A 23,093-nucleotide genomic window follows, 5' to 3' on the forward strand; every position below is an offset into this window, starting at 1 on the left:
GGCGGACTTCTTCAAGCCTTCAGTCTGCGCTTACATGGCCCAGGGGCCGTGGAAGTCGCCACCCTCGCGATCGGTGCGCTCGAACCCGTGCGCACCGAAGAAATCGCGCTGGCCCTGAATCATGTTCGCGGTGCCGCGTGCGGTACGCATCGTGTCGAAATAGCTCAGCGCCATCGACAGGGCCGGAACTGCGAGCCCGTGGGCTGCGGCGATGCTGACGACCTTGCGCAGCGCGCTGTGATGGGTCTTCAGCAGGTCCGCGAAATAGGGCGCGTACATCAGGTTGCGATCGGGCGACTCGCTGAGCGCGCTCGCCATGTCGTCGAGCATCGCCGAGCGGATGATGCAGCCGTCACGCCAGACCAAGGCGATATCGGGCAGCGGCAGATCCCAGTCGAAGGGCGCATTGGCCGATCGCAGCAGCTCGAACCCCTGCGCGTAGCACAGGATTTTGCCCGCGATCAGGGCGTTCTCCAGATCGTCGGCACTCAGCGCGCCTTCAGGCAGCGCCTCGGGGGCGGCGCCGAACATCTCCTCGCCCTGCTGGCGCGCCACGAGGCGCGACGACAGGTTGCGCGCCATCACTGCCGCTTCGATCACCGGCACCGGGGCGGCAAGATGCTGCGCCTCGATTACGGTCCAGCGGCCAGTGCCCTTCTGGCCCGCGCGGTCGAGGATGATGTCGAGCATCGGCTTGCCGCTCTCGGGATCGGTGGCGCGTGCGACCTTTCCGGAAATCTCGATCAGGTAGGATTTGAGCGCGCCTTCGTCCCACTTCGCGAAGATCTCGCCGCAGGCCTGCGAGTCGAGGCCCATCCCGTCGCGCATCACGCCGTAGGTCTCGGCGATCATCTGCATGTCGGCATATTCGATGCCGTTATGCACGGCTTTCACGAAATGGCCCGAACCGCCCTTGCCCATGAAACCGGCGCAGGGCGTGCCGTCGAACTTGGCCGCGATCGCATTGAGGATCGGGGCGACGCGGTCCCAGTCCTGCTGCTCGCCGCCGCCCATGATCGCAGGCCCGTGGCGCGCGCCTTCTTCACCGCCCGAGACCCCGATGCCGAGGAATCGCGGGCCGGCCTTCGCGGCTTCGGCGGCGCGGCGCTCGGTGTCGTGGAAATTCGCGTTGCCCGCGTCGATGATCAGGTCGTCCGCGTCGAGATAGGCGCGCAGCGCCTCGATCTGCTGGTCGACCGGTTCGCCCGCGGGCACCATCAGGATGATCGCGCGGGGTTTCGCGATCGATTTCACCAGCTCTTCGAGGCTCTCGCAGGGCGTGATTTTCGACGCCAGCTCGCCCGCGTTTTCATGGAAAGTCTTGGTGACGCTGGTCGTGCGGTTGAACACCGCGATGTCGAACCCTTTTTCCGCGATGTTGAGGGCGAGCATTCCACCCATGGTGCCAAGGCCGATCAGCCCGATTTGCGATTGTGCCAAAATACGGCCTCCGAATTTGTTGCATGCGGGCCGCCGTCGGCCCGGGGTGTCGCCTCGCTCGCTACGCCGTATCGCCAAATTGCGCGGCGCTGCGAGGGCGACCTGCACGAATTGCCCCAAGATGACGGAAGTTGCAAATCGCCTGATCGCTGCGAGCGCGAAGAAACGCCGTGCCGGGTACCCGATAAAATTACTCGGGTTAGGGGGTTGCGCCCGTCAGTCGACGCCGCTAACGAATACCCAAGCAAATTACTCGGGAATCGACGAGGAGCGTCTCCATGCTCGCAACATTCATCATCGGCCTGCGCGAAGGGCTCGAGGCGGCGCTGATCGTCGGCATCATCGCGGCCTTTTTGCGCGCCCGGGGCGAGCGTCTGCACGAGATGTGGCTGGGCGTTGCTGCCGCGGTGGCGCTGTCGGTCGGCGTGGGGGGCGGTCTGGCGCTGATCGAGGCCGCGCTGCCGCAAAGCGCGCAGGAAAAGCTGGAATGCGTGATCGCCGCCGTTGCGGTCGTCTTCGTGACGCTGATGGTGCTGTGGATGACGCGCCACGCGGCGGGGCTGAAGGGCCAGATCGAGCGGGACGCCGACGCGGCGTTGGGGCAAGGGAGCCGGATCGCCCTGGCCGCGATGGCCTTCCTCGCCGTTTTGCGCGAAGGCTTTGAGACCGCGGTGTTCCTGCTCGCCACGATCTCGGGCGCGCAGACCGGACATTGGGCGGGCCTCGGCGCGGCGCTTGGCCTCGCAGCCTCGGTCGCGCTCGGCTGGGCGATCGCGCAGGGCGGGATGCGGCTCAATCTGGGGCGTTTCTTCCGCTGGACCGGCGTGTTCCTGATCCTCGTTGCGGCGGGGCTGGTGCTGCAGACGCTGCGCTCGGCCCATGAGGCGGGCTGGTTGCTTGCGGGGCAGCAGCGCATTGCCGATCTGAACTGGCTCGTGGCCCCCGGCACAGTGCGCTCGGCGCTGATCACGGGTGTGCTCGGCATTCCCGCCGATCCGCGCCTGATCGAACTGCTGGGCTGGATCGCCTATCTGGTCCCGGTCGCGGCGCTGACCTATTGGCCGCGTGCGCTGCGCCCCGATCCCCGCACGGCGCAATGGCTGCGCGGCTCTCTCGCGGTCGCCTTCGCGGCATTGGCCGTCGGCATCGCGGCGCTTTGGCCGCAGCCGCAGGTGACGCTGCCCGATCATGCGCCGCGTGGGCTTGAAGGAGATGTCGACACCTCCGCCGGACCCGATCTGCGTCTGCAGGGACACATGCTCGAAATGGGTGCGACCCGCGTCGATCTGACGGGCGCCGAAGCGACGCCGGAACGGCATCTGGGTCTCCCGTCCCTGCATCGCCAAGTGCAGAGCCAGACCGAGATCGCGGGCGCCCCCGGCGAGATCGATCTCGCCACGCTTGCGCAGCTCGCGGGTGGGCGGCTGCCGGTGGGCGTCAGCCCCGCGCGCAACCCCGGGCCCTTCGTGGCCGAATGGACGCGGCTGGAGCAAGTGACCGTCTGGACAGCGGGCGATGCGCTTCTCGATGCGCAGGGCCATAGCGCGGTGACGCTACGCCTGTCGGGCGGCGGATTGACTACGCCGCGCACGCTGCGCGTCGATTCAGCGCCCAGCGGTTCGGCCACCGGCGCCTGGGTCATGGCCCCTGCCGCCACGCAAGAGGCCGCGGATGCGCTGCGTGCGCTGCGCCGCGCCCGCATCGAGCATCAGTTCTGGGCCCGAGAGTTGCCCGTGATCCTCTTCCTCATCGCGCTTGCGCTGGCAGCCTCCGCGCTCGCCCGTGCGCGCCCCGCACCGTTTTTCCCCGCCAGGTCCCTCTGACCAAGCCAATTCCGCAGAGCAAATACAGGAGCCTGACAATGAACATGTCGCCCCGCGCGCGCCGCCGCGCTATTCCACTTCTCGCCGCAACCGCGCTCTTCGCGCAGCCCGCACTGGCCGATGCGCCCACGAATAACGGGGCCGCGCAGGTCGCGATCACGCTGACTGGCGAGAACGGCGGTGCCTGCGTTCTCGATCACGACAGCGCGGCGGCCGGGCCGATCACCTTTACGGTGACCAATGAATCCGCCCCCGCGATCTCCGAGCTGGAGCTGCTGTCGGACAGCCGTATCCTCGGCGAGAAAGAGAACCTCGCTCCCGGTCTGCCCGCATCGAGCTTCACCGTCACGCTCGACGGTGGCGACTATCGCATCTATTGCCCGGGCGCTGCCGAAGACACCGTGGCCTTCACCGTGACCGGCGAGAGCAAGCAGCGCGCGCAAAGCGCGATCGGCGATCTGCTGGACGAAGGCACCGCAGGCTACGCCAACTACGTCGAAGGCATGGTCGGCGCGATGGTGACCGCAAGCGAACGGCTCGCCGCGAAAGTGGACGAAGGCGACGTGGAGGGCGCGAAGGCGGCCTATGCGCAGGCCCGTCCGTTCTACGAGCGGATCGAGCCCGACGTCGAAGGCTTCGTCCTTCCCGGCACCGACCCGACCGACAACTCGGGCAACCTCGATTACCTGATCGACATGCGCGCCTCGAACCTCGACCCGGCGGTCGGCTGGCACGGCTTCCACGCGGTGGAGCGCGACCTGTTCGAGAAAGGCGAAATCACCGACGAGACCAAGGCCTATGCGGCGGAGCTGGTGAAGAACGTCAAGATGCTCGCCGATCTGTCCGGCGGGATCGAGTATCGTCCGGAAGATCTGGCGAACGGCGCGGCGGCCCTTCTGGAAGAGGTGCAAAGCGGCAAGATCAGCGGCGAGGAAGAGGCCTACAGCCATATCGACCTCGTGGACTTCGCGGCGAATATCGAAGGCGCGCATCAGGCGTTCGCCTTCCTCGAGCCGGGGCTGAAGCGGATCGACCCGGACGTGGCCGAGACCATCGCACAGCGCTTCGCGGATGTGCAGACGATGCTCGAAGACTACCGCGATCCCGACGCTCTGGGCGGCTACAAGATCTACGATGCCGAGCTGCGCAAATCGGACGCGGTGAAGCTGAGCCGCGCGATCCAGATGCTGCAGGAGCCGCTGTCGCGGATCGCCGAAAAAGTCGCCACGGCAAGCTGAAGACGAAGGAGGCCATGATGCGCGGGCAAGACGATAAACCGGCAGGACTGTCACGGCGTGGGCTGTTTCTGGGCGCGGCAGCGCTTGGCGGCACCTTCGCCACGGCGGGGCAGGCGGCGGAGACCGGCAAGGTCGCGCCCGACGCCATGCCCGACCCGGACCAGAGGCGCTACGCCTTTTACGGGACCGGGCCGCAGGCCGGGATCTCCACGCCGCCGCAGCAGCATCTGATGGCCATGGCCTTCGACCTGACCGGGACCGATCCGCGCGCGCTGCAAGTGCTGCTCGCGCGCTGGTCGGCCTCGATCGGGCTGATGATGGAAGGGCAGCCGGTCGGCCCGGTCGAGCCCGACCGCGCCGCGGCGACCGCGCTCGAGACCGGCGAGGCGCTCGGTCTTGGCCCGGCGGGGCTGACGGTGACGGTGGGTCTTGGTCCGCGCGTCTTCTCCACGGAGATGGGGCTGGCGGCGAAGGCCCCGCCGCATCTGCGGCCGCTCGCCGATCTGCCCTCGGACGCGCTGCGTCCCGAGATCAGCGGCGGCGATCTCTCGCTGCAGGCATGCGCCGACGATCCGCAGGTCGCCTATCACGCGGTGCGCATTCTCGCGCGGATCGCGAAACGCACTGGCGCCGCGACGGTGCGCTGGACACAACTCGGCTTCGGGCGCGCCTCGGCCGGGGCAGGGCAGGAGACGCCGCGCAATCTCTTTGGCTATCGCGACGGCACCCGCAACATCACCACGCCCGAGCAACTCGCGCAGCATGTCTGGGCCAATGACGGGCCCGAATGGCAGCATGGCGGCACCTATCAGGTGATGCGCCGGATCGAGATGCATATCGAGAACTGGGACAACGCGCAGGTCAGCCACCAGAACGATGTCTTCGGGCGGCACAAGCTCACAGGCGCGCCGCTGACTGGCACGGATGAATTCGACACGCCTGACTTCAAGGCGAAGAACGCGCAAGGCGAGCCGGTAATCCCGAGGCATGCGCATATCCGGCTCGCGGCGCATGAGACCAATGAAGGCATCCGCATCCTGCGGCGCGGCTACAACTTCACCGGCGGTCTGAACGCGGTCGGGCGGCTCGATGCGGGGCTGTTCTTCATCAGCTACCAGAACGATCCTGCGCATTTCGAGGCGTTGCAACGGCGGCTCGGCGCGTCGGATCTGCTGAACGAATACATTTCCCACACCGGATCAGGGCTGTTCTGGGTGCCGCCCGCAGCGCAGAAAGGCTCCTATATCGGCGCGCCGCTTTTCGCTGGGGTCTAAGCCCCGGAGGCGATCCGGCGGTGACTCCTTTGCGCGCCGTCGTCGCGGCGGTGTGCAGTTGGGTCTGTATCGGGGTCTCCGCCCAACCCGGATTGCCCGAGCAGATCGCGTCGGCCCATTCCGAAGATCCGTTTGGTCGCTATCAGCTCTCAGTGTAGCCGCGCGATCGAGCGGTCGACCATTGCCTGCGTGATCAGGTTGGTGTCGCCGCTGCGTCGGAACCAGCGCATGTTGCTGCGTCCGATCCCTTCCACGATCGTTCCCGCCGGCAGCGAGACATCGGGCGCCAGCAGCGTATCGGTCAAGTGGCAGTCAGGCGACACCGATCCTTTCGCCGTCAGCGCAGAGCGCCGACCGACCCCGATGACGCCCGGAGGCACATCGAGATGCAGGCAGCTCAGCGGCGGACTGCCGCGCGTCGTGGTTCCCTGCGGTGCCGCGAAATCGAGAAGCGCGGAGCGATAATCGTCGAGCGTGTCGATATCTCGCCAATAGGCTTCGCGGCCGTTGTCGCCGCGTGGCAGGCGGTAGGCTTGCAGGGCCTTCTCGCGCAGTGCGATTTCCAGCAGATCGGCCCCGATCGAAATGTCGAAACGTCCCAGCGCCAGTTTCGGCAATTCCTCGCGGAGCCACGCGGTCTTGAACAGGTAAATGCCGGTGGCGACCAGGCTTCGCCCTGAACTGCCGTCGATCTCGGCAGGCGAACTCGGGCGGTGGGTGAGCGCGCTGACATGGCCATCTTGCGCGACCTCAAGCACCGAGTGATGCTCCGCGTCCGAAGACGCGAGGGTCGCGGCGACCAGTGTCGCGGGCGCATCGCTCAGGCGGTGGCGCTGGATGAACGGACGCAGATCGATGTCGCAAATCTGATCGGCAGGCATCACCAGAATGTCGTTAACGCCTTCGCGCTCCAGTAGGTTCAGATTGGCGAGAAGCGCATGGGCCGTGCCGCGATAGCCGCCGCGCGAAAGCCGCGTCGCGTCGCGGATCAGCAGCCCGTCGGGGAAGCTGTCCGCCCATCGGGCGTGCAGGTGCCGGATCAACGGCGCGGGCCGGTACTGGGTGGCGATGATGGCGCGCGTGAACCCTGCGGCGTGCAACGAGGCAAGGGTGAAATCCACCAGTCGCAGGCCGCCAGCGCCAAAGGGCAGGGCAGGCTTGCACATGTTCTCGGTCAGCTCGTAGAGACGCTTCCCGCGCCCGCCGGCCAAGACCACTGGAAGACAACCGTTCAATAAATTGGGCCGTTTTTGAGTCAGCATCAGAGCTCCTCCCCGTGACGCTGCGACATTCAAAAGTTTAACGCTTTTCATGAATAAAAGCCACAAATCGGGGCCGCGGTTCCCGGTTTTCCGCCGCTTCGCGGTAAGATTTTCGCGCAAGTTTTTTTACTATTTCGAGCGGTGCCCGATAACCCTTTGAGTCTAGGGGGAGGTCTCGCGCGATGTGTCAAAAGCCGGTCGGATCGATCCCGCCGGTCGGTCAGCCGGGTGGCGGAAAGCGGAGGGTCCCAGAGGCGTCCGCAGCGCTCGAATCGGAAATCTCGAACAGCACGCCGTCACGAAGGTCGGTGAGGTCGCGGCAGAATCGGAGCGTGATCTCGCGCCCGTCCGAGCGACGGGTGAGCGTGAAGACCCCATTGCGCTCCGAGGCTTCGGCTGCGCCCGAGCGGAACACCTCCGCCGCCGCTCTGCGTAAACTCAGCAGCTGGCGGGTGGCCTCTGACTTGCTCCGCTCGAAAGGCGTCAGCGTCTCCGGCAGGGCGAAGGGACGGCGGTTGTCGGGGTCGGTCAATTCGTAGAGCGCCCGCTCCCCGCGCTGATAGATGTCGGGCATGCCCGGAAGCATCATCTTGAGCGCCAGTTGCAGCAGCGACAAGCGTTTCCCCGTCGCGATCAGACGCGCGAGTTCTGCTGGGGGCTGCGCCTCCCACGCCGCGCAAATCCGGCGGGCGGCGTCCAAGGCGGTTTCTTCGGCCTCGATGTCGGGGAAGGACCAGCGCGTGATCTCTCCGCCTTCGCGCAGTGCCTTTCGGAGGTGCTCTGTAAGGCGTTCGGACAGCTCCGGTCCGGGGGCGGGGTCGTCCCAGATTCCCGAGAGGCTCTGCGTGGCGTACCAGACGAAGCCGGGGGCTGCAGGTGCGGCCGCCTGCATCGCGACATCGAACAAAGCGGCGAAAGTCTCGGGACGATGCGAGATCGCCGCGACGCGCATCCGCGTATCCTCGCCCCGTTTCGTGTCATGGCTGGAGGTGAGTGTCAGGCCGCCGAAGCGTTGTCCCTGCGCACTCGCAAACCAGTCATTGAGCCCTTCGGCGTCCAGAACCGGCATATCCGGCTCCGCGCCCACTTCGTTCGCGGCGAGGTAGCGCGTGTGCCGGAAAAAGGCGGTGTCCTCCTGCGCCTTCGCCACCACCGCACCCGTGACCTGCTGGAAGCGTATGCGAAACTTGCGGCTCGCCTTATCCGTGCCGCCCAACAGAAGCCCCGCGAGCAGATCGAGCGCCTCGCGCTGCGGCAGAGTCTCCGCGGCCGCTGCCACGGTCCTTTCGATCACCGCGCGATCCTCGGACGAGGCGGGCGGCGCGGTGATATAGGTCCGATAGCGCGGGAAGTGGATCAGCAACGCCAGCATCGCGTCGCGCAGCGTCTCGGCGTCGGGCGGGTCGAGGAGGTCCACCGCGAGCGCCGCCTGCGCGAGGTCGATCAGTTGGTGCAGTTCGGCGGCGAGGTCCTCGGGGATCACCTGCGCGCGGGCTTCCCGGCACAGCGTCTCGTAATCGTCGCAGCCACCGGTGCGATCGCGCCAAAGCGTGTCGAGCCGTTCGAACCCATCGGGCGCGGTGAGCACGCGGCAAATCTGGCGCCCCGCCTCGTAACCCGTGGTGCCATCGGTCTGCCATTCGGCGGGCATCGCCTCGTCGCCGGTCAGGATTTTCTCCACCCAGATCGGCACTGCGTCGCCCACAGTCCGGCGCAGCCGTTCGAGATAGGTGAAGGGATCGGCGAGCCCGTCGATATGGTCGATCCGCAGCCCGTGGGCGAGCCCCTCGCGCACCAGCCGCGCCGGCAATTCGGTCATCGCGTCGAAGACGGCGGGGTCTTCGACGCGCATCCCGATCAGACCGGTGACATTGAAGAAGCGCCTATGCGAGAGCGCGCCGCGTTCGCGCGTCCAGTCGCGCAGCTGCCAATGCTGGTGCGTCAGCACGGAGGCCACGTCGCCCAGCGTTGCCGTCCCGGGGGCGAGCGGGAGCCATCCGCCCTCCCATTCCACCGCGCCGCCGTGATCCTCGGTAAGCCGCAGCTTGCCTGCCGCCAGCATGTCGTCGAGCGGCTCGGGCAGGAAGGGCAGGATCAGCTTCTGGGACCAGTCGATCGCGAAGTATTCAGCATATGCGCTGTCGGGGCCGTGGCGCATCGCATCGCGTATCCACGGATTGTCGAGCGAGAGTGCCGTGTGGTTCGGCACCAGGTCGAGCACGACGCCCAGCCCCCGCGCCTGCGCAGCCTCCGACAGGTCGCGAAACCCTGCCTCGCCGCCGAGGACCGGGTCGATCTCCTGCGGGTTGGCGACGTCGTAGCCGTGGGTGGAGCCTTCCGTCGCGGTGAAGATCGGCGAGAGGTAGAGGTGGCTCACGCCCAGGTCTGCGAGATAGGGCAGAAAGGATTTCGCCGTCGCGAAATCTATGCCGTTTCGCAGTTGCAGCCGGTAGGTGGCGATCATCGGATGAGTGGCGGCGGGCTCCTCGGACGGCATCAATCAATCCTCACATCAATGGCGAAGGCGTCCCGACGCGGGTCGCCCATGGAAAACAGCGCGGTGTCCCGGCGCGCGGCGTTGGATGCGGGCGCGCCGAGGCTAACCAGAATGTCGAGCGTCCCGGCGCCGAATGGCCAGCGCGCATGGAAGGCTTTCAGTCCGTGGCGCGTGACCTCGCCGGGCCCGCGCTTGCCACTGCGCAGAAGCGGCAGCAGATGCCTCCGGCGCAGGCTCAGAAGTTCGCGCGTCAGCCGCAACCACTCCCGCGTGCGCCGCCTGGTGTCACCGTAAGGATAGCACAGGCGCGGCGTGTCAGGAGAGGCGGGGTCGATCATCGCGCTCGTGTCATAGCCGAGGCCTTGCAGCTCTTTCGTTCGGCCTTCGCGCAGCGCGGCGACGGCGTGTTTCGGCGGGTCTGCGAAGAAGGGGAAGGGCGCTGTGGAGCCGACCTCCTCGCCCATGAACAGCATCGGCGTGAAGGGCATCAGCAGTATCAGCGCATGGCTCACCGCACCCGCCTTGTCGCCGATCAGGCTCAGGAGGCGTTCGCCCTTGGGGCGGTTGCCTGCCTGGTCATGGGTGAGGTTGGCATTCACGAATGCGGACCAAGGCAGATGAGCAGCGGGCGCGCCACGAGCTTTCGTCCCGTCGGCCCGCGTCTGACCTTCCTCGACCTGGCCCAGCGTCATTGCGCGTGCCAGATCACCGAACGGGTCAGCGGCATGGGCCTTGTAGTAGCCCTGCGTCTCGCCGGTCAGCGCGACATGCAGCGCATTATGCCAATCGTCGTTCCATTGCGCATCGTAACCGGCCTCGCGCAGATCGGGGAGGTTGCGCTCGTCCTCGAGGATCAGGTGGATCGGGCGTTCGCGCTCCTTCGCGCGGATCGTTTGCAGAAGCTCAAACAGGAAATGCGGCTCGGACGGATCCCGGATCGCATGGACTGCATCGAGCCGCAGCCCGTCGAGGCGGTATTCGTCGATCCATCCCGTCGCCATGTCGCGCAGCAGCGCGCGCAGTTCGGGCCGGGTGAAGTCGATCGCATCTCCCCAAGGCGTAGCTTCCCCTCCGAAGGCTTCGGGCGCGTAAGAATGGAGGTAATTTCCGAACGGGCCGAAGTGGTTCAGCACCAAGTCGAGGATTACCACGATCCCGTTGCTTTGGGCTGCGCGTATGAACGCCCGCATCTCATCGGGCGAGCCATAGGCGGGATGCGGGGCGCGCAGGAGCACCCCGTCATAGCCCCAGCCATACGCGCCGTGGAAGTGCGACACCGGCATGATCTCGATGCCCGTGATGCCGAGGTCGGCCAGTTCGGGCAGGCGTTCCGCAGCGGCGGCAAAGGTGCCTTCGGGGGTGAAGGTGCCGATATGAATTTCGAGGATCACCGCCTCGTCCCATGGGCGCCCGTGCCACGGGGCGCCCCAGTCGAAGGCCTCCGGGTCGTGGGTCAGCGAGGGCCCGTGAACATCGCCTTGCTGGAGTCGCGCGGCGGGGTCGGGGTAGTCGGTGCCGTCGAGGCGGAACGTGTAGGATAGGCCGTCGCGCGCCGGGATCGAGGCCTGCCAGCCGCCGTTTCCGACCGGTGCCATGTCATGCGCGGTCCCGTCCAGCATCAGTTCTGCGCGCTCTGCCGCAGGGGCCCCGATGGCGAAGTCCCACGACCCGCCTGTTCCGGGATGCGCGCCCCAGCGCAGGTGCAGGGGATCGCTCGCCTCTCTCACGAAGTCGCCTCGTCGGGCGATGCCTCCTCGGCGCGACAGAACGCGTGCAGCGATTGCCAAGGCAGATTCATTTTCTCCTCCCCAGCTTCGTCGCAGCGCGGATTGTCCCGCGTCGTGTCGAGGATATGGTGCCAGCCTTTGCCGGGCAGCGTGAACTCGCAGGCGTCGCCCGCATTGGCGACGATCAGCAACTCCGGATAGCCCTCCAGCCGGTGCCGCAGCCCCACGCAGCACAGACCGCCATCCTGCCAGTCGTCGTCCTTCATCTGACGCCCGGAGGGATGCCACCAGTCGCTGACCGGGGTCGCGACGTTGGGAGCGAAGGCGGGCGGGGCGAGGTGATAGCGCCAGTCCTGCCGGAACGCGATCATCGCGCTGACGCTGTCGCGCAGATCGACCCGCGCGCCCTCCCAGTCGATCCAGGTCGTCTCGTTATCCTGACAATAGGCGTTGTTATTGCCGTTCTGGCTCTGGCCCATCTCGTCGCCCGCGAGGATCATCGGTACGCCGTGGCTGGCCATCAGCGTACCCAGCATCGCGCGTGCTCGGCGCAGGCGGGCGGCGTCGATCTCGGGGTCGTCGGTCGGGCCTTCGACGCCCATATTGTCGGACAGGTTGTGGTCGTGGCCGTCGCGATTGTCCTCGCCATTGGCTTCGTTGTGCTTGTGGTTGTAGCTCAGCGTATCCCAGAGCGTGAACCCGTCATGGGCGGCGAGGAAATTGATCGACGAGGTGGCGGGCCGGTGTGTGTGGTCGAACTGCACGGGCGAGCCCATCAGCCGGTCGGCAAGCTTCGGCACCATGCCGGGGTCGCGCCGCCAGAAGGCGCGGGTGTCGTCTCGGAACTTGTCGTTCCATTCGCGGAAGGGCCAGGGGAAGCCGCCCACCTGATAGCCGCCTTCGCCCACGTCCCATGGCTCGGCGATCAGCTTCACGCCAGAGAGTACCGGGTCCTGTCGGATCGCGTTGAAGAACGCTCCTTCACGTTCGAAGCCGTCCGGCTCGCGCCCCAAGGTGGACGCAAGATCGAAGCGGAAGCCGTCGACATGCACCGCCTCAACCCAGTAGCGCAGGCTGTCCATGACGAGGCGAAGCACCATCGGATGGGCCACGTTGAGCGTGTTGCCGGTGCCGGTGGTGTCGAAGCCGTGGCGGCGGTTTTCCGGCGAGAGGAGGTAGTAGCTGCGGTTGTCGATGCCCTTGAAGCTGAGCATCGGGCCAAGCTCGTTGCCCTCGGCGGTGTGGTTATAGACGACGTCAAGGATCACCTCGATCCCGGCCTCGTGGAAGCGCTTTACCGCGGCGCGTACCTCGTGCACGTCCTCGCCCGGCAGATAGCTGCGATTGGGGGCGAAGAAACCGATGGAATTGTAGCCCCAGTAATTCGACAGGCCGTTCTCGACCAGATGTCGGTCCTGCACGATGGCGTGGATCGGCAGCAGCTCGATCGTCGTCACGCCGAGCTTCAGCAGGTGGTCGATGATCGGCGGCGAGGCCAACGCCCGGAACGTCCCGCGATCGGCCTGCACCACACCCGGATGGCGCATCGTCATGCCTTTGACATGAGCCTCGTAGATCACGGTCTCCGACCACGGGCGATGGAGCACCTGATCCTGATCCCAGTCGAATTGCGGATCGGCCACGATCGCCTTCGGCATGAAGGGCGCGGAATCGCGTGTGTCCTGTTCGAGGTCAGAGCCTCCGACGGGATAGCCAAAGAGCGCGTCGTCCCATTTCAGATAGCCGCGCATCGCCATCGCGTAGGGATCGAGCAGCAGCTTGTTGGGATTGAAGCGCAGGCCGTCCTCGGGGGCAAACGGCCCATGCACGCGGTAGCCATAGGCGAGGCCTTCCTGCGCGCCGGGCAGATGCCCGAACCAGATCCCGCCCTCCTGCTGCGGCATTTCCAGCCGCGTCAATTCCTCTTTGCCCTCGTCGTCGAAAAGGCAGAGCTCCACCTTCTCGGCCTCTCCGGAAAAAATCGCGAAATTCACGCCGTCTCCCGTGACGCGCGCGCCAAGAGTATCGGGTCGCCCCGCAAACGGATCGAAACGCAGCGAACTCGGGGTCATTGAGGGCTCCATATGCGGAAGAAATATGCGGAAGAAACGGCGACGCGCCAACGGGACCAATGCGCCGCAATGTAATCGGTTCCTGAGCGTGACACGCAAAAACCGGAGGCGATCGAGCTGGCGATCGTGCCCAGCCGGGCTGCGTCATATGCCGTAGCCGTGAATTCTGTCGGGGAAACTTCAAGGAACTCCGCCATACCCCCCGCGTTTCGGAACCATTATTCTCCAATATCAGAGGTTCCGACATGACGAACGACAAGCGCGGACGCCCCGCCACCACAGACGGGGGCGCCCCCGTCCAAAGTCTCGAACATTCGCTCACGGTCGGTTCCGACGGTCCGATCGTTCTGAACGATCACTACCTCATCGAACAGATGGCGAATTTTAACCGCGAACGTATTCCGGAGCGTCAGCCGCACGCCAAGGGCTCGGGCGCGTTCGGTTATTTCGAGGTCACGGGCGACGTCTCGAAATACACCAAGGCGAAAGTGTTTCAGCCGGGTGCGAAGACCGACATCGTCGCGCGCTTTTCCACAGTGGCTGGCGAGCGCGGCAGCCCCGACACATGGCGCGACCCGCGCGGCTTCTCGGTGAAGATGTATACCGAGGACGGCAATTTCGACATGGTGGGCAACAACACCCCGATCTTCTTCGTGCGCGACCCGCTGAAGTTCCAGAGCTTCATCCGAAGCCAGAAGCGCCGCGCAGATAACGGGTTGCGCGATCACGACATGCAGTGGGATTTCTGGACCCTCTCGCCCGAAAGCGCGCATCAGGTGACCTATCTGATGGGCGATCGCGGCATCCCGCGCACCTGGCGCGAGATGAACGGCTATTCGAGCCACACCTATTCGCTCGTCAACGAAGCCGGCAAGATGTTCTGGGTGAAGTTCCACTTCAAGACCGACCAAGGCGACGGCAACGCCCATTTCACGCAGGACGAAGCCGATCAGATGGCTGGCGCCGATAGCGACTTTCACCGCCGCGACCTGTTCAACGCGATCGCCGAAGGCAACCATCCGAGCTGGACGCTGTATTTCCAGATCATGCCCTTCGAGGATGCCAAGACCTATCGCATCAACCCCTTCGACCTGACCAAGATCTGGCCGCACGAAGACTACCCGCTGATCGAGGTCGGCAAGATGGTTCTCGACCGCAATCCCACCGATTTCCACACCGAGATCGAGCAGGCGGCCTTCGAGCCCAACAACATGGTGCCCGGCGTCGGTCTCTCGCCCGACAAGATGCTTCTGGCGCGGGGCTTCTCCTATGCCGATGCGCATCGCGCGCGGCTCGGGGTGAACTACAAGCAGATCCCGGTGAACAAGCCGCAAAGCGAGGTCAACGCCTATACCAAGGACGGCGAGATGCGGGTGAACAAGTCGGAAGACCCGGTCTATTTCCCGAATTCCTACGGCGGTCCGGAGGCGCATCCGCAGCAGGCCGAGGCCGGCCTCTGGTATGCCGATGGCGAGATGGTGCGCGAGGCCTACAGACAGCGCGAGGATGACGACGACTGGAGCCAGGCGGGCGCGTTGGTGCGCGAGGTGATGGATGATGCGGCGCGCGAGCGTTTCGTGACCAACGTCACCGGACACCTCTGCGATGGCGTCAGCGAGAAGGTGCTGCAGCGGGCGTTTGAGTACTGGCGTAACGTCGATGGTGACATTGGCGCTCGGATCGAGAAAGCGGTCCGCGACAAGCTGGGCGGTGAATCGAAAGCGCCGGGCATGGCCTCGGCCAAGAGCATCAGCGGCTGAGCCGGTCGTCTACGAGAACGGGAAAAGGCGGGGGGTCGGCCCCGCCTTTTTGCTGTCACGCTCACTGTCTGCAGGAGGCATCATTCCTCGCCGTCGGCATAGAGCGCGACGACGTCTTCTTCCAGCACGCCGCCGATCGCCTCGAAAGCCCCGCCCGCAGTGCGGAATTCCGACAGTGTCAGGTCGGGGAAGACGAAATATTTTTCGGCGACGTTTTCCTTCTGCGCGCCGAAAATGATCCGCGTGATCCCGGCGAAGCGCGCTGCCGAGAGGCACATTTCGCAGGGCTGCAGGGTGGTGAGCAACACGCAGCCATCGAGCGACGGGTCGTTCTGCGCGCGTGTCGCCTTCGCAATCGCGACGATCTCGGCATGGCGGGTCGGATCGCAGTCGAGATGCACCTCGTTCTCGCCTTCGGCGATGATCTCCCCGTCGCGCAGGATCGCGGCGGCGATCCCCGCCTTGCCCGGTTCTTGTGCGGCTTCTTTGGCCTTGGCGATCAAACGGGCCATCGCCTCGCGTTCGGTCGGGGTCGGTTGCTCGGGCATGGGTCGGTCCTTTCGGCGGTCTGAGAATGAGAGGCGGGCAGGGATGGCGCGCAGGGACGAACGCCCGCAGCTGCGCGCTGTTCCCCGCGCGCGAGTGCGACCAATCCCACACGCATGCCGATTTTTTCCGGAACCCATGTCGACATTCGGCGTTAGGCAGGACTTACAGGTGACCGAAAGGCGCACCGCGAAGCTGCTGCGTGTTCGTGGGGTCCAAGCCTCCACGGGGCGAATCGGGTGGAGCTTTCAGGTGCGGTGACGTGTCCGGAAGCGGAAATCCGGCCTCTCCCCCGTGTGAGGCTGCCCTCGCGCTCCCTCTTGCCATCGTGACCTGCAAGGGCTGAGCGGGTTTCAAGAGATCACAACCGTTCAGATGACCTTGAGGCAAAGGCATCTGTCGGCAAGTCGTCGCTGACAACTCGGCATTTGGCTGCCGGTTCCATCGATGGAACCCGGGCCCGCCCTTTTGTTCCGTCCCGAAATTTCGAATTTGCGCCCTTCGATACGAATTTGAAGGGACATCTATCATGGCAAAGGCAACGGGTCTGGCTCGACGCGAGTTTCTCCTGGGCGCGGCGGGCGTACTTGCAACCCCCTACATCGTCACCCCGGCACAGGCAGCAGGTCAGACGGACGAGCGTCGCCTGAGCTTCCACAACCCCCATACCAACGAGAATTTCGACGCGGTCTATTTCTCGAAGGGGCAATATGACGAGCAGGCGATGCGCGAGTTTTATCGGATCGCCCGCGACTGGCGTCAGGAGAAGGAGGTGAAGATCGACAACCGCACGATCAACATCGCCTACAACATGCAGAAGCTCCTCGAGCAGAGCACGCCGCTGATGCTGGTGTCGGGCTATCGCACGCCCAAGACGAACCGGCTGGTGCATGGCGCGACGCACAGCTTCCATATGCGCGGCGAGGCGCTCGACATCACGCACCCGCATGTCTCGACCAGCATGCTGCACAAGGTGGCCCTGCGTATCCGTGGCGGCGGTGTCGGCTACTATCCGAGCGAGCATTTCGTGCATGTCGATTGCGGACCCGTCCGCACCTGGCGCGGCTGAGCGCAAGCGCCACGCGCGTCTCGAACGGCATCGGCGCGGTGCGCTGTGTCCCTGCCTTCACTAAACCGGAACGAGGGCAGGGCGTCGCGCCGCGCTGACGCCTCGACACCCGAGACGGTTCCCTCTGCTCGCGAAGTTTTCACGAAAATTTAGTGCCTCGCGCCGTGTGCGCCCTACGTGAAGGTCGGCCAACAAGCGCCGCGCGGGCGCTCACCGATAAAACGGCGAGGAGGAACTCATGAAATTGAAGATCAACGGCAAGTCCGTCGACGTGCAGTCCGGCCCGGATACCCCGCTCCTATGGGTGATCCGCGATGAGCTGGGCATGACCGGCACGAAATTCGGCTGCGGGATCGCGCAATGCGGCGCCTGTTCGGTGCTGCTCGACGGGACCGTGCAGCGCAGCTGCGTGCTGCCGGTCAGCGCGGTGGGCGACAGTGAAGTCACCACCATCGAAGAGATCGAGAACGACCCCGTCGGCAAGCGTGTCGTTGAGGCGTGGGTCGACAAGGAAGTGCCGCAATGCGGCTATTGCCAATCGGGTCAGGTGATGGCGGCGACCTCGCTGCTGAAGTCGAACGACAAGCCCACCGAAGATGACATCACGGCAGCTATGACCAACCTGTGCCGCTGCGGCACCTACAACGCGATCAACGATACGATCGCCTCGATTGCCGGTACCGATGCAGCGAAAGCGGGGGATGCGCAATGAACGACCACGATCCCAAGATTTCCGATCCCGGCTACCCGACCGGCGCGCCCGAGAACGTCTCGCGTCGCCGTTTCCTGCTGGCTTCGGCCGGTATCACCGCGGGCTCGCTCGTGCTGGGCTTCGGCCTGAGCGTCGTGCCCAACAAGGCTGCGGCTGCCGCGCAGGAGATGCCGCCCGGCGCCAACGTCCCGGCCTTCCTCGAGCTGCGCAAGGACGGCAAGGTCCGTCTGTTGAGCCCCTTCAACGAAGGCGGGCAGGGCGTCTTCACCGCGATGGCACAGATCGTGGGCGAGGAAATGGACGTCGCCCCCGACAGCTTCATCGTCGAGAACGCACCCGCAGGCAGCGATTACCTCGTGGTCTACGGCAAGATGCGGATCACCGGCGGCTCGATGTCGGTGCGCACCAGCTACGACACGATGCGCAAGCTGGGCGCGGCTGCCCGGCAGATGATGCTGGAAGCGGCGGCGAAGAAGCTCGACGCGCCGGTGTCCGAACTGTCGACCGAGCCAGGCAAGGTGGTCCACAAGGGCTCCGGCAAGTCGGTGGGCTACGGCGAGCTGGCGGGCGATGCGCTCGACCAGGAAGTGCCCAGCCCGGATTCCGTGACCCTGAAAGACCCGAAAGACTTCAAGTGGATCGGCGAGCCTGTGAAGCGCGTCGACGTCTACGAGAAATCGACCGGCAAGGCGATGTATGCGATGGATGCCAAGGTCGACGGCATGCTCCACGCAGCCGTCCAGCACGCACCGCGTCTGGGGCTGAAACCCGGCGATATCAGCAACCTCGACGAGGTGAAGGGCATGGCCGGCGTCATGTCGGTGCATAAGCTCGACGGCGCGGTGGCTGTCGTGGCCGAGCGCTTCTGGGACGCGAAAACGGCGGTCGAAGCCGCCAAGGTCGACTGGCAGGAGCCGAGCGAGGAGGAGAAGTCCAAAATCCGCTACATGCCCGCCGATTTCTCGACCGAGGAGTTCGCCAAGCAACTGGCCAACACCAAGGGCGACGGCACCGAGGCCGAGAGCGAAGGCGACATCAAGTCGGGCTTCGACGGGGCAGCGAAGACGGTCGATGCGACCTACCAGAGCCAGTATCTGCACCACGCCCAGATCGAACCAGCCTCGACGCTGGCGCGGTTCAACGAGGATGGCACGCTCGACATCTGGCTGCCCAACCAGGCGCCCGAGCAGTTCCAGACCCAGATCGCCGATGCGGCGGGGATCAAGCCCGAGCAGGTGAAGGTCAACTCGCCGATGCTGGGTGGTTTCTTCGGGCGGCACTTCCTGTACCCGTCGGCCAACCCCTTCCCGCAGGCGGTCCAGCTTGCGAAGGAGGTCGGCAAGCCGATCAAGGTGATCTGGACGCGCGAGCAGGAATTCCTGCGCGACCCGCTACGCCCGATGGCGGCGGTGCGTTTCCGTGGCGCGCTGGATAAGAACGGCATGCCGGTGGCGCTGGAGGCGATCTCCGCCTGCGAAGGCCCGACCGAGGCGCTGAACGGCCATAACCCCGACAAGGTCGATGCGATGGCCGTCGAAGGGCTGACCGGCAAGAGCTACGCGATCCCGAACCGCCGCATTGCGCAGAACTATGTCGAGAACCCGACCTCGCTCGCCTATTGGCGCTCGGTCGGCCATTCGATGAACGACTTCTTCTACGAGGCTTTCCTCGACGAGATGGCCGATGCGGGCGGGCAGGACCCCTATGAGCTGCGCATGAAGCTGCTCGAAGGGAACGAGCGTCTGACAAATCTGCTGAAAGCGGTCGGCGATCTGTCGGGCGGCTGGAAGCGTGGTCCCTTCGATGCCGACGACGGCACCCGCCGCGCCCGCGGTGTCGCGATGGCCTCGCCCTTCGGCAGCGAGGCTGCGGCGATTGCCGAAGTCTCGATCCAGGACGGCAAGATCGTGGTGCATGACGTCTGGGACGTGCTCGACCCGGGCAGCATCGTGAATCCATCGATCATCAAGGCGCAGATCATGGGTGCTGCGACCCTCGGCACCTCGGAGGCGTTGATCGAAGAGGTCGTCTACAAGGATGGCAAGCCGACGGCGCGCAACTTCGACTACTACCCGATCCTCGGGGGCGCGCGGGCGCCGCGCATCCATGCGAAGGTGATCGAGAGTGGCGCGAAGATGGGGGGCGTGGGCGAGCCGCCGCTGCCCGCCGTGCCGCCGGCGATCGCGAACGCGGTCTCGGTGCTGATCGGGCAGCGCGTGCGTTCGATGCCGATGGACAAGCTCGACCTGAAGAAGGGCTGAGCCCGTCCGGACGGAAAGATTTGGGGGAGGCGGCGCGATCCGCCTCCCTTTTCAGTCCTGCGGGGCGACCGCCTTGCGGGCGAGCACGATGAACTGCGCGGCCTCTTCCTCGCTCAACCCTTCCAGAATCTCCGCCTGCAGCCGCGTCACTACGGGCCGCGCGCCGTCCAGTGCAGTTGTGCCCTCGGGCGTCAGATGCAAGCTGCGCGCGCGCCGATCCGTCTCGCTGACGGTTCGCTCGACGAGCCCCTTTTGCACCAGCCGTTTCACCACGTCCCCGATCGTCGCGCGGTCATAGGCAATGCGCGCCGCCAGCTGCGCCTGATCCATCCCCGGTTCGCGCGACAGGGCATCGAGCGCCGCGAATTGCACAGAGGTCAGCTCCAGCGGGGCGTCCTTGATCCGTTTCTGAAACACCGCCGTCGAGCGTTGGTTCAGCCGCCGGATAAGGTGGCCGGGCATGGTCTCGAATTCGTTCGGCATAAGCTGCGCTCCGGTTCTTCCGCGATTTATGTAAGTGTACTTACTATATTGACGCGGCGCCAGTCCTTCCGCTAATGGTAAGTATGCATATCAATTGGAAGGGCGAGCTATGCAGTTTCATCTGAACGGGTTCAACCCCGGCGATCCGGCCATCGCGCCGCGTCATCCGCAGGCGGGTGAGAAGCTCGACACGGTCGACGTTCTGATTGTCGGCTGCGGCCCGGCAGGGCTGACGCTTGCGGCGCAGCTTGCAGCCTTCCCCGAGATTTCCGTGCGCATCACCGAGCGCAAACCCGGCCCGCTCGAAGTCGGGCAGGCGGATGGCATCGCCTGCCGCTCGGTCGAGATGTTCGAGGCTTTCGGCTTCGCCGAAAAGGTGATGAAAGAGGGCTATTGGGTGAACGAGGTCGCCTTCTGGCGGCCCGGCGCGCAAGGCGACGGGCTGCAACGGGCCGACCGGATTCAGGACGTGGCCGACGATCTCTCCGAGATGCCGCATGTCATCCTCAATCAGGCGCGGGTCCATGATTTCTACCTCGAGACGATGCGCAACGGCGCACGCCGTCTGACCCCGGATTACGACCGCGCGCTGACCATGCTCACCCGCACCGACGATCCCGATTATCCGCTCGTCGCTACATTCGACTGCCTTGATGCGCCGGGCGGGACCGAGACGATCCGCGCGCGCTATGTCGTCGGCTGCGACGGCGCGCACAGCACGGTGCGCAAATCCATCGGGCGCGAATTGCACGGCGAATCCGCGCGCCAGCTTTGGGGCGTGATGGATGTGCTGCCGGTCACCGATTTCCCCGATATCCGGCTCAAGGCGGCGATCCAGTCATCCACCGAGGGCAGCATCCTGATCATCCCCCGCGAGGGCGGCTATCTGGTGCGGCTCTATATCGAGCTCGACGCGCTGCATGGCGACGAGCGTGCCGCAGATCGCAATGTCAGTGCCGAGATGCTGATCGAAAAGGCGCAGGCCATCCTCGCTCCCTATACGTTGGAGGTGAAGGAGGTCGCATGGTGGTCGGCCTATGAGATCGGCCAGCGTGTCTGCGACGGGTTCGACGATAGCGACAGCGACAGAGACGGCGACGGCGCGACCGAGCCGCGCATCTTCATCGCGGGCGACGCCTGTCACACCCACAGCCCGAAGGCCGGGCAGGGGATGAATGTCTCGATGGCCGATACGTTCAACCTCGGCTGGAAACTGGCGGCCGTGCTGCGCGGCCAGGCGCGGCCAGGCCTTCTCCGGACCTATTCGGAGGAGCGGCAGGCCAAGGCGCAGGAGCTCATCGATTTCGACCGAGACATGGCGCGGCTGTTCAGCGCGAAGCCGCAGACCAAGGACGATGAGGCGCAGTTTCAGGCCTATTTCCAGAAGCACGGGCGCTATACCGCAGGGGTCGAGACGCAATACGCGTCGGGGCTTCTGATCGGCGACACAGCGCATCAGGCACTCGCTGCCGGGCAGGTCGTGGGCAAGCGGTTCCACTCTGCGCCGGTGGTGCGCTTGGCGGATGCGAAGCCGATGCAGCTGGGCCATGCATTCAAGGCGGATGGACGCTGGCGGCTTCTGGCCTTCGCGCCGGAAGGCGACAGTGGCGAGACAGGCGGGGCGATCGCGCAGCTATGCGACTGGCTCGACGGGCCGGAGGGACTGCTTCACCGCTTCACGCCGGAGGGCGCGGATATCGACAGCGTCATCGACGTTCGCGCAGTCTTCCAGACGCCCCACCGCGAGATGCTGATCGAGGCGCTGCCCGCGCTCCTGCGGCCCAAGAAGGGGCGCTACGGGCTGGTCGATTACGAGAAGGTCTTCTGCCCCGCCGTCACCGGCCCCGACATCTTCGATCTGCGCGGCATCGACCGGGTGCAGGGCGCCTTGCTGGTGCTGCGCCCCGATCAATATGTCGCGCAGGTTCTGCCGCTCGATGCGGTGGACGCGGTCGCGGATTTCTTCGACCGCATCCTGATCCCGCAATCGGCTGGCTGAGGGCGCGTCAGTCGCGGTTCACCTGCACGACGCCGGTCATGTTCTCATCGCCATGGCCGGCCTCGCTCGCCCGCGCGAAGAGACGTTTGGCGGCTTCGGTCATCGGCATCCGCGCTTCTCCGCCCTCGGCGATGGCATAGCGGAAATCCTTCGAGATCAGGTCGACCGGGAATTGCGGGGTGAAATCCGAGCGCTGCATCGTGCCGGTGATATAGGGCGCGTTCGGCGTCCAGATCGGGGTGGAGGAGAGCGCCTCCAGCGCAAGATCGATATCCATGCCGCCGCGCTCCAGCATCGGAATGATCTCGGCCCAGGCCGCGACCTGAACGCCCAGCATGGCGTTCGTCGCGAGCTTCATTCGCGCGCCCATGCCCCACGTGCCGACATGATGCTGTGCCTTGGCGAGCGGCTCGAGCACGTCATGCACGCGTTTGGCGGTCTCGGCCTCACCGCCGAGGAAATAGACCAGCGCGCCGTTCTCGGCCTGCGGTAGCGTGCCCGATACCGGCGCTTCCAGAAAGGTCAGCCCGCGCTCGCGGGCGAATTCGCCCAGCTCTGCCGCACCTTCGGGCGTAATGGTCGAGCTTTCGATTGCGACGGAACTTTCCGGAAGACCTGCGAAAGCGCCCGTGTCCGGGTCGCACCAGACCTCGCGCGAGACATCGGTGTCGCGCAGCATCGAGATCGTGAACTCGGCGGCTGCGGCGGCATCGCGCGGGGTTTCCGCGCCGGTGGCTCCGGCCTCGATCAGCGGGTCGCAGCGCTCCGGCGTCCGGTTCCAGACGACAAGATCGTGGCCCGCATCCAGAAGGGTTCGCGCCATCCGCGAGCCCATCGCTCCCATGCCAAGAAATGCGATTTTCGCCATGCTCTGCTCCTGTTCGTGATGCTGTTGCTGACCGAATGCGAGGCGCCTTCGCAAGGTTCCGA

At 65.5% G+C, this 23,093-nt stretch carries 16 protein-coding genes; 8 read left to right on the forward strand and 8 right to left on the reverse strand.

Annotated elements, in window-relative coordinates:
- Window positions 1-30: 30 nt before the first annotated feature.
- Window positions 31-1,440: an NADP-dependent phosphogluconate dehydrogenase gene (gene gndA, locus BMG03_RS05890; protein WP_075776338.1), complete on the reverse strand. Its 1,410-nt coding sequence runs from the start codon at window positions 1,438-1,440 to the stop codon at window positions 31-33.
- A 278-nt stretch (window positions 1,441-1,718) separates the two neighbouring features.
- Here gndA and efeU point away from each other — a divergent pair, with 278 nt between their 5' ends.
- The 3 genes from efeU to BMG03_RS05905 are packed head-to-tail and all read left to right on the forward strand — an operon-like array spanning window position 1,719 to window position 5,775.
- On the forward strand, window positions 1,719-3,263 hold the full coding sequence (gene efeU, locus BMG03_RS05895) for an iron uptake transporter permease EfeU (RefSeq protein WP_075776337.1): 1,545 nt from the start codon (window positions 1,719-1,721) through the stop codon (window positions 3,261-3,263).
- 38 nt (window positions 3,264-3,301) lie between these two features.
- Entirely contained in the window at window positions 3,302-4,501 is a 1,200-nt protein-coding gene (efeO, locus tag BMG03_RS05900) for an iron uptake system protein EfeO (RefSeq protein ID WP_206184184.1), read from the forward strand.
- 17 nt (window positions 4,502-4,518) lie between these two features.
- A complete protein-coding gene (locus tag BMG03_RS05905; RefSeq protein ID WP_075776336.1) occupies window positions 4,519-5,775 on the forward strand; it encodes a Dyp-type peroxidase in 1,257 nt (418 codons plus the stop codon).
- Window positions 5,776-5,924: 149 nt separating this feature from the next.
- Here BMG03_RS05905 and BMG03_RS05910 read toward each other — a convergent pair whose 3' ends face one another.
- The 4 genes from BMG03_RS05910 to glgX all read right to left on the reverse strand — a co-directional run bounded on the left by BMG03_RS05910 (window position 5,925) and on the right by glgX (window position 13,333).
- Window positions 5,925-7,037, reverse strand: coding sequence for a sugar phosphate nucleotidyltransferase (locus tag BMG03_RS05910; RefSeq protein ID WP_075776335.1), 1,113 nt, complete (start codon window positions 7,035-7,037; stop codon window positions 5,925-5,927).
- A gap of 220 nt (window positions 7,038-7,257) precedes the next feature.
- Window positions 7,258-9,534 (reverse strand): malto-oligosyltrehalose synthase, encoded by a 2,277-nt coding sequence (treY, locus tag BMG03_RS05915; RefSeq protein ID WP_077701136.1) that lies wholly within the window; start codon window positions 9,532-9,534, stop codon window positions 7,258-7,260.
- A complete protein-coding gene (gene treZ / locus BMG03_RS05920) occupies window positions 9,534-11,261 on the reverse strand; it encodes a malto-oligosyltrehalose trehalohydrolase (RefSeq protein ID WP_244271000.1) in 1,728 nt (575 codons plus the stop codon). The genes treY and treZ overlap by 1 nt, the downstream gene beginning before the upstream one ends.
- Complete coding sequence (gene glgX, locus BMG03_RS05925) at window positions 11,258-13,333, reverse strand: glycogen debranching protein GlgX (RefSeq protein ID WP_075776334.1); 2,076 nt, start codon at window positions 13,331-13,333, stop codon at window positions 11,258-11,260. The genes treZ and glgX overlap by 4 nt, the downstream gene beginning before the upstream one ends.
- A gap of 245 nt (window positions 13,334-13,578) precedes the next feature.
- On the opposite strand from glgX, the gene BMG03_RS05930 reads away from it, so the two are divergent.
- Window positions 13,579-15,093 carry a catalase gene (locus BMG03_RS05930; RefSeq protein ID WP_075776333.1) on the forward strand — a complete coding sequence of 505 codons (1,515 nt, stop codon included), beginning with the start codon at window positions 13,579-13,581 and terminating at the stop codon, window positions 15,091-15,093.
- A gap of 80 nt (window positions 15,094-15,173) precedes the next feature.
- Here the strand turns inward: BMG03_RS05930 and BMG03_RS05935 are convergent, their stop codons facing one another.
- Window positions 15,174-15,641, reverse strand: a complete 468-nt coding sequence (locus BMG03_RS05935; protein ID WP_075776332.1) for a nucleoside deaminase — start codon at window positions 15,639-15,641, stop codon at window positions 15,174-15,176.
- A 527-nt stretch (window positions 15,642-16,168) separates the two neighbouring features.
- Here BMG03_RS05935 and BMG03_RS05940 point away from each other — a divergent pair.
- The 3 genes from BMG03_RS05940 (at window position 16,169) to BMG03_RS05950 (ending at window position 19,681) form a co-directional block, all read left to right on the forward strand.
- A complete protein-coding gene (locus BMG03_RS05940) occupies window positions 16,169-16,708 on the forward strand; it encodes a YcbK family protein (protein ID WP_075776331.1) in 540 nt (179 codons plus the stop codon).
- Between the two features lie 238 nt (window positions 16,709-16,946).
- Window positions 16,947-17,420: a (2Fe-2S)-binding protein gene (locus tag BMG03_RS05945; RefSeq protein WP_075776330.1), complete on the forward strand. Its 474-nt coding sequence runs from the start codon at window positions 16,947-16,949 to the stop codon at window positions 17,418-17,420.
- A complete protein-coding gene (locus BMG03_RS05950; RefSeq protein ID WP_075776329.1) occupies window positions 17,417-19,681 on the forward strand; it encodes a xanthine dehydrogenase family protein molybdopterin-binding subunit in 2,265 nt (754 codons plus the stop codon). Before BMG03_RS05945 ends, BMG03_RS05950 begins: the two co-directional genes overlap by 4 nt.
- Before the next feature lie 51 nt (window positions 19,682-19,732).
- Here the strand turns inward: BMG03_RS05950 and BMG03_RS05955 are convergent, their stop codons facing one another.
- The gene (locus BMG03_RS05955) at window positions 19,733-20,164 is read right to left on the reverse strand and encodes a MarR family winged helix-turn-helix transcriptional regulator (RefSeq protein ID WP_075776328.1); all 432 of its coding nucleotides are present in this window, start codon (window positions 20,162-20,164) and stop codon (window positions 19,733-19,735) included.
- A 109-nt stretch (window positions 20,165-20,273) separates the two neighbouring features.
- On the opposite strand from BMG03_RS05955, the gene BMG03_RS05960 reads away from it, so the two are divergent.
- Window positions 20,274-22,163: an FAD-dependent monooxygenase gene (locus tag BMG03_RS05960; RefSeq protein WP_075776327.1), complete on the forward strand. Its 1,890-nt coding sequence runs from the start codon at window positions 20,274-20,276 to the stop codon at window positions 22,161-22,163.
- Between the two features lie 7 nt (window positions 22,164-22,170).
- On the opposite strand, the gene BMG03_RS05965 is transcribed toward BMG03_RS05960, so the two are convergent.
- Window positions 22,171-23,031 (reverse strand): NAD(P)-dependent oxidoreductase, encoded by an 861-nt coding sequence (locus BMG03_RS05965; protein ID WP_075776326.1) that lies wholly within the window; start codon window positions 23,029-23,031, stop codon window positions 22,171-22,173.
- Window positions 23,032-23,093: the final 62 nt, after the last annotated feature.

This window comes from Thioclava nitratireducens, from assembly GCF_001940525.2.
In the GTDB taxonomy this organism is placed as follows: domain Bacteria; phylum Pseudomonadota; class Alphaproteobacteria; order Rhodobacterales; family Rhodobacteraceae; genus Thioclava; species Thioclava nitratireducens.

Excerpts from the sequence above, each read along its gene's own strand:
- BMG03_RS05960 (WP_075776327.1), top strand. The coding sequence starts at position 20,274 with ATGCAGTTTCATCTGAACGGGTTCAACCCCGGCGATCCGGCCATCGCG.
- BMG03_RS05940 (WP_075776331.1), top strand. The coding sequence starts at position 16,169 with ATGGCAAAGGCAACGGGTCTGGCTCGACGCGAGTTTCTCCTGGGCGCG.
- glgX (WP_075776334.1), bottom strand. The coding sequence starts at position 13,333 with ATGACCCCGAGTTCGCTGCGTTTCGATCCGTTTGCGGGGCGACCCGAT.
- BMG03_RS05910 (WP_075776335.1), bottom strand. The coding sequence starts at position 7,037 with ATGCTGACTCAAAAACGGCCCAATTTATTGAACGGTTGTCTTCCAGTG.
- efeU (WP_075776337.1), top strand. The coding sequence starts at position 1,719 with ATGCTCGCAACATTCATCATCGGCCTGCGCGAAGGGCTCGAGGCGGCG.
- BMG03_RS05965 (WP_075776326.1), bottom strand. The coding sequence starts at position 23,031 with ATGGCGAAAATCGCATTTCTTGGCATGGGAGCGATGGGCTCGCGGATG.
- BMG03_RS05950 (WP_075776329.1), top strand. The coding sequence starts at position 17,417 with ATGAACGACCACGATCCCAAGATTTCCGATCCCGGCTACCCGACCGGC.
- BMG03_RS05945 (WP_075776330.1), top strand. The coding sequence starts at position 16,947 with ATGAAATTGAAGATCAACGGCAAGTCCGTCGACGTGCAGTCCGGCCCG.
- BMG03_RS05930 (WP_075776333.1), top strand. The coding sequence starts at position 13,579 with ATGACGAACGACAAGCGCGGACGCCCCGCCACCACAGACGGGGGCGCC.
- BMG03_RS05935 (WP_075776332.1), bottom strand. The coding sequence starts at position 15,641 with ATGCCCGAGCAACCGACCCCGACCGAACGCGAGGCGATGGCCCGTTTG.
- BMG03_RS05955 (WP_075776328.1), bottom strand. The coding sequence starts at position 20,164 with ATGCCGAACGAATTCGAGACCATGCCCGGCCACCTTATCCGGCGGCTG.
- BMG03_RS05905 (WP_075776336.1), top strand. The coding sequence starts at position 4,519 with ATGCGCGGGCAAGACGATAAACCGGCAGGACTGTCACGGCGTGGGCTG.
- efeO (WP_206184184.1), top strand. The coding sequence starts at position 3,302 with ATGAACATGTCGCCCCGCGCGCGCCGCCGCGCTATTCCACTTCTCGCC.
- treY (WP_077701136.1), bottom strand. The coding sequence starts at position 9,534 with ATGCCGTCCGAGGAGCCCGCCGCCACTCATCCGATGATCGCCACCTAC.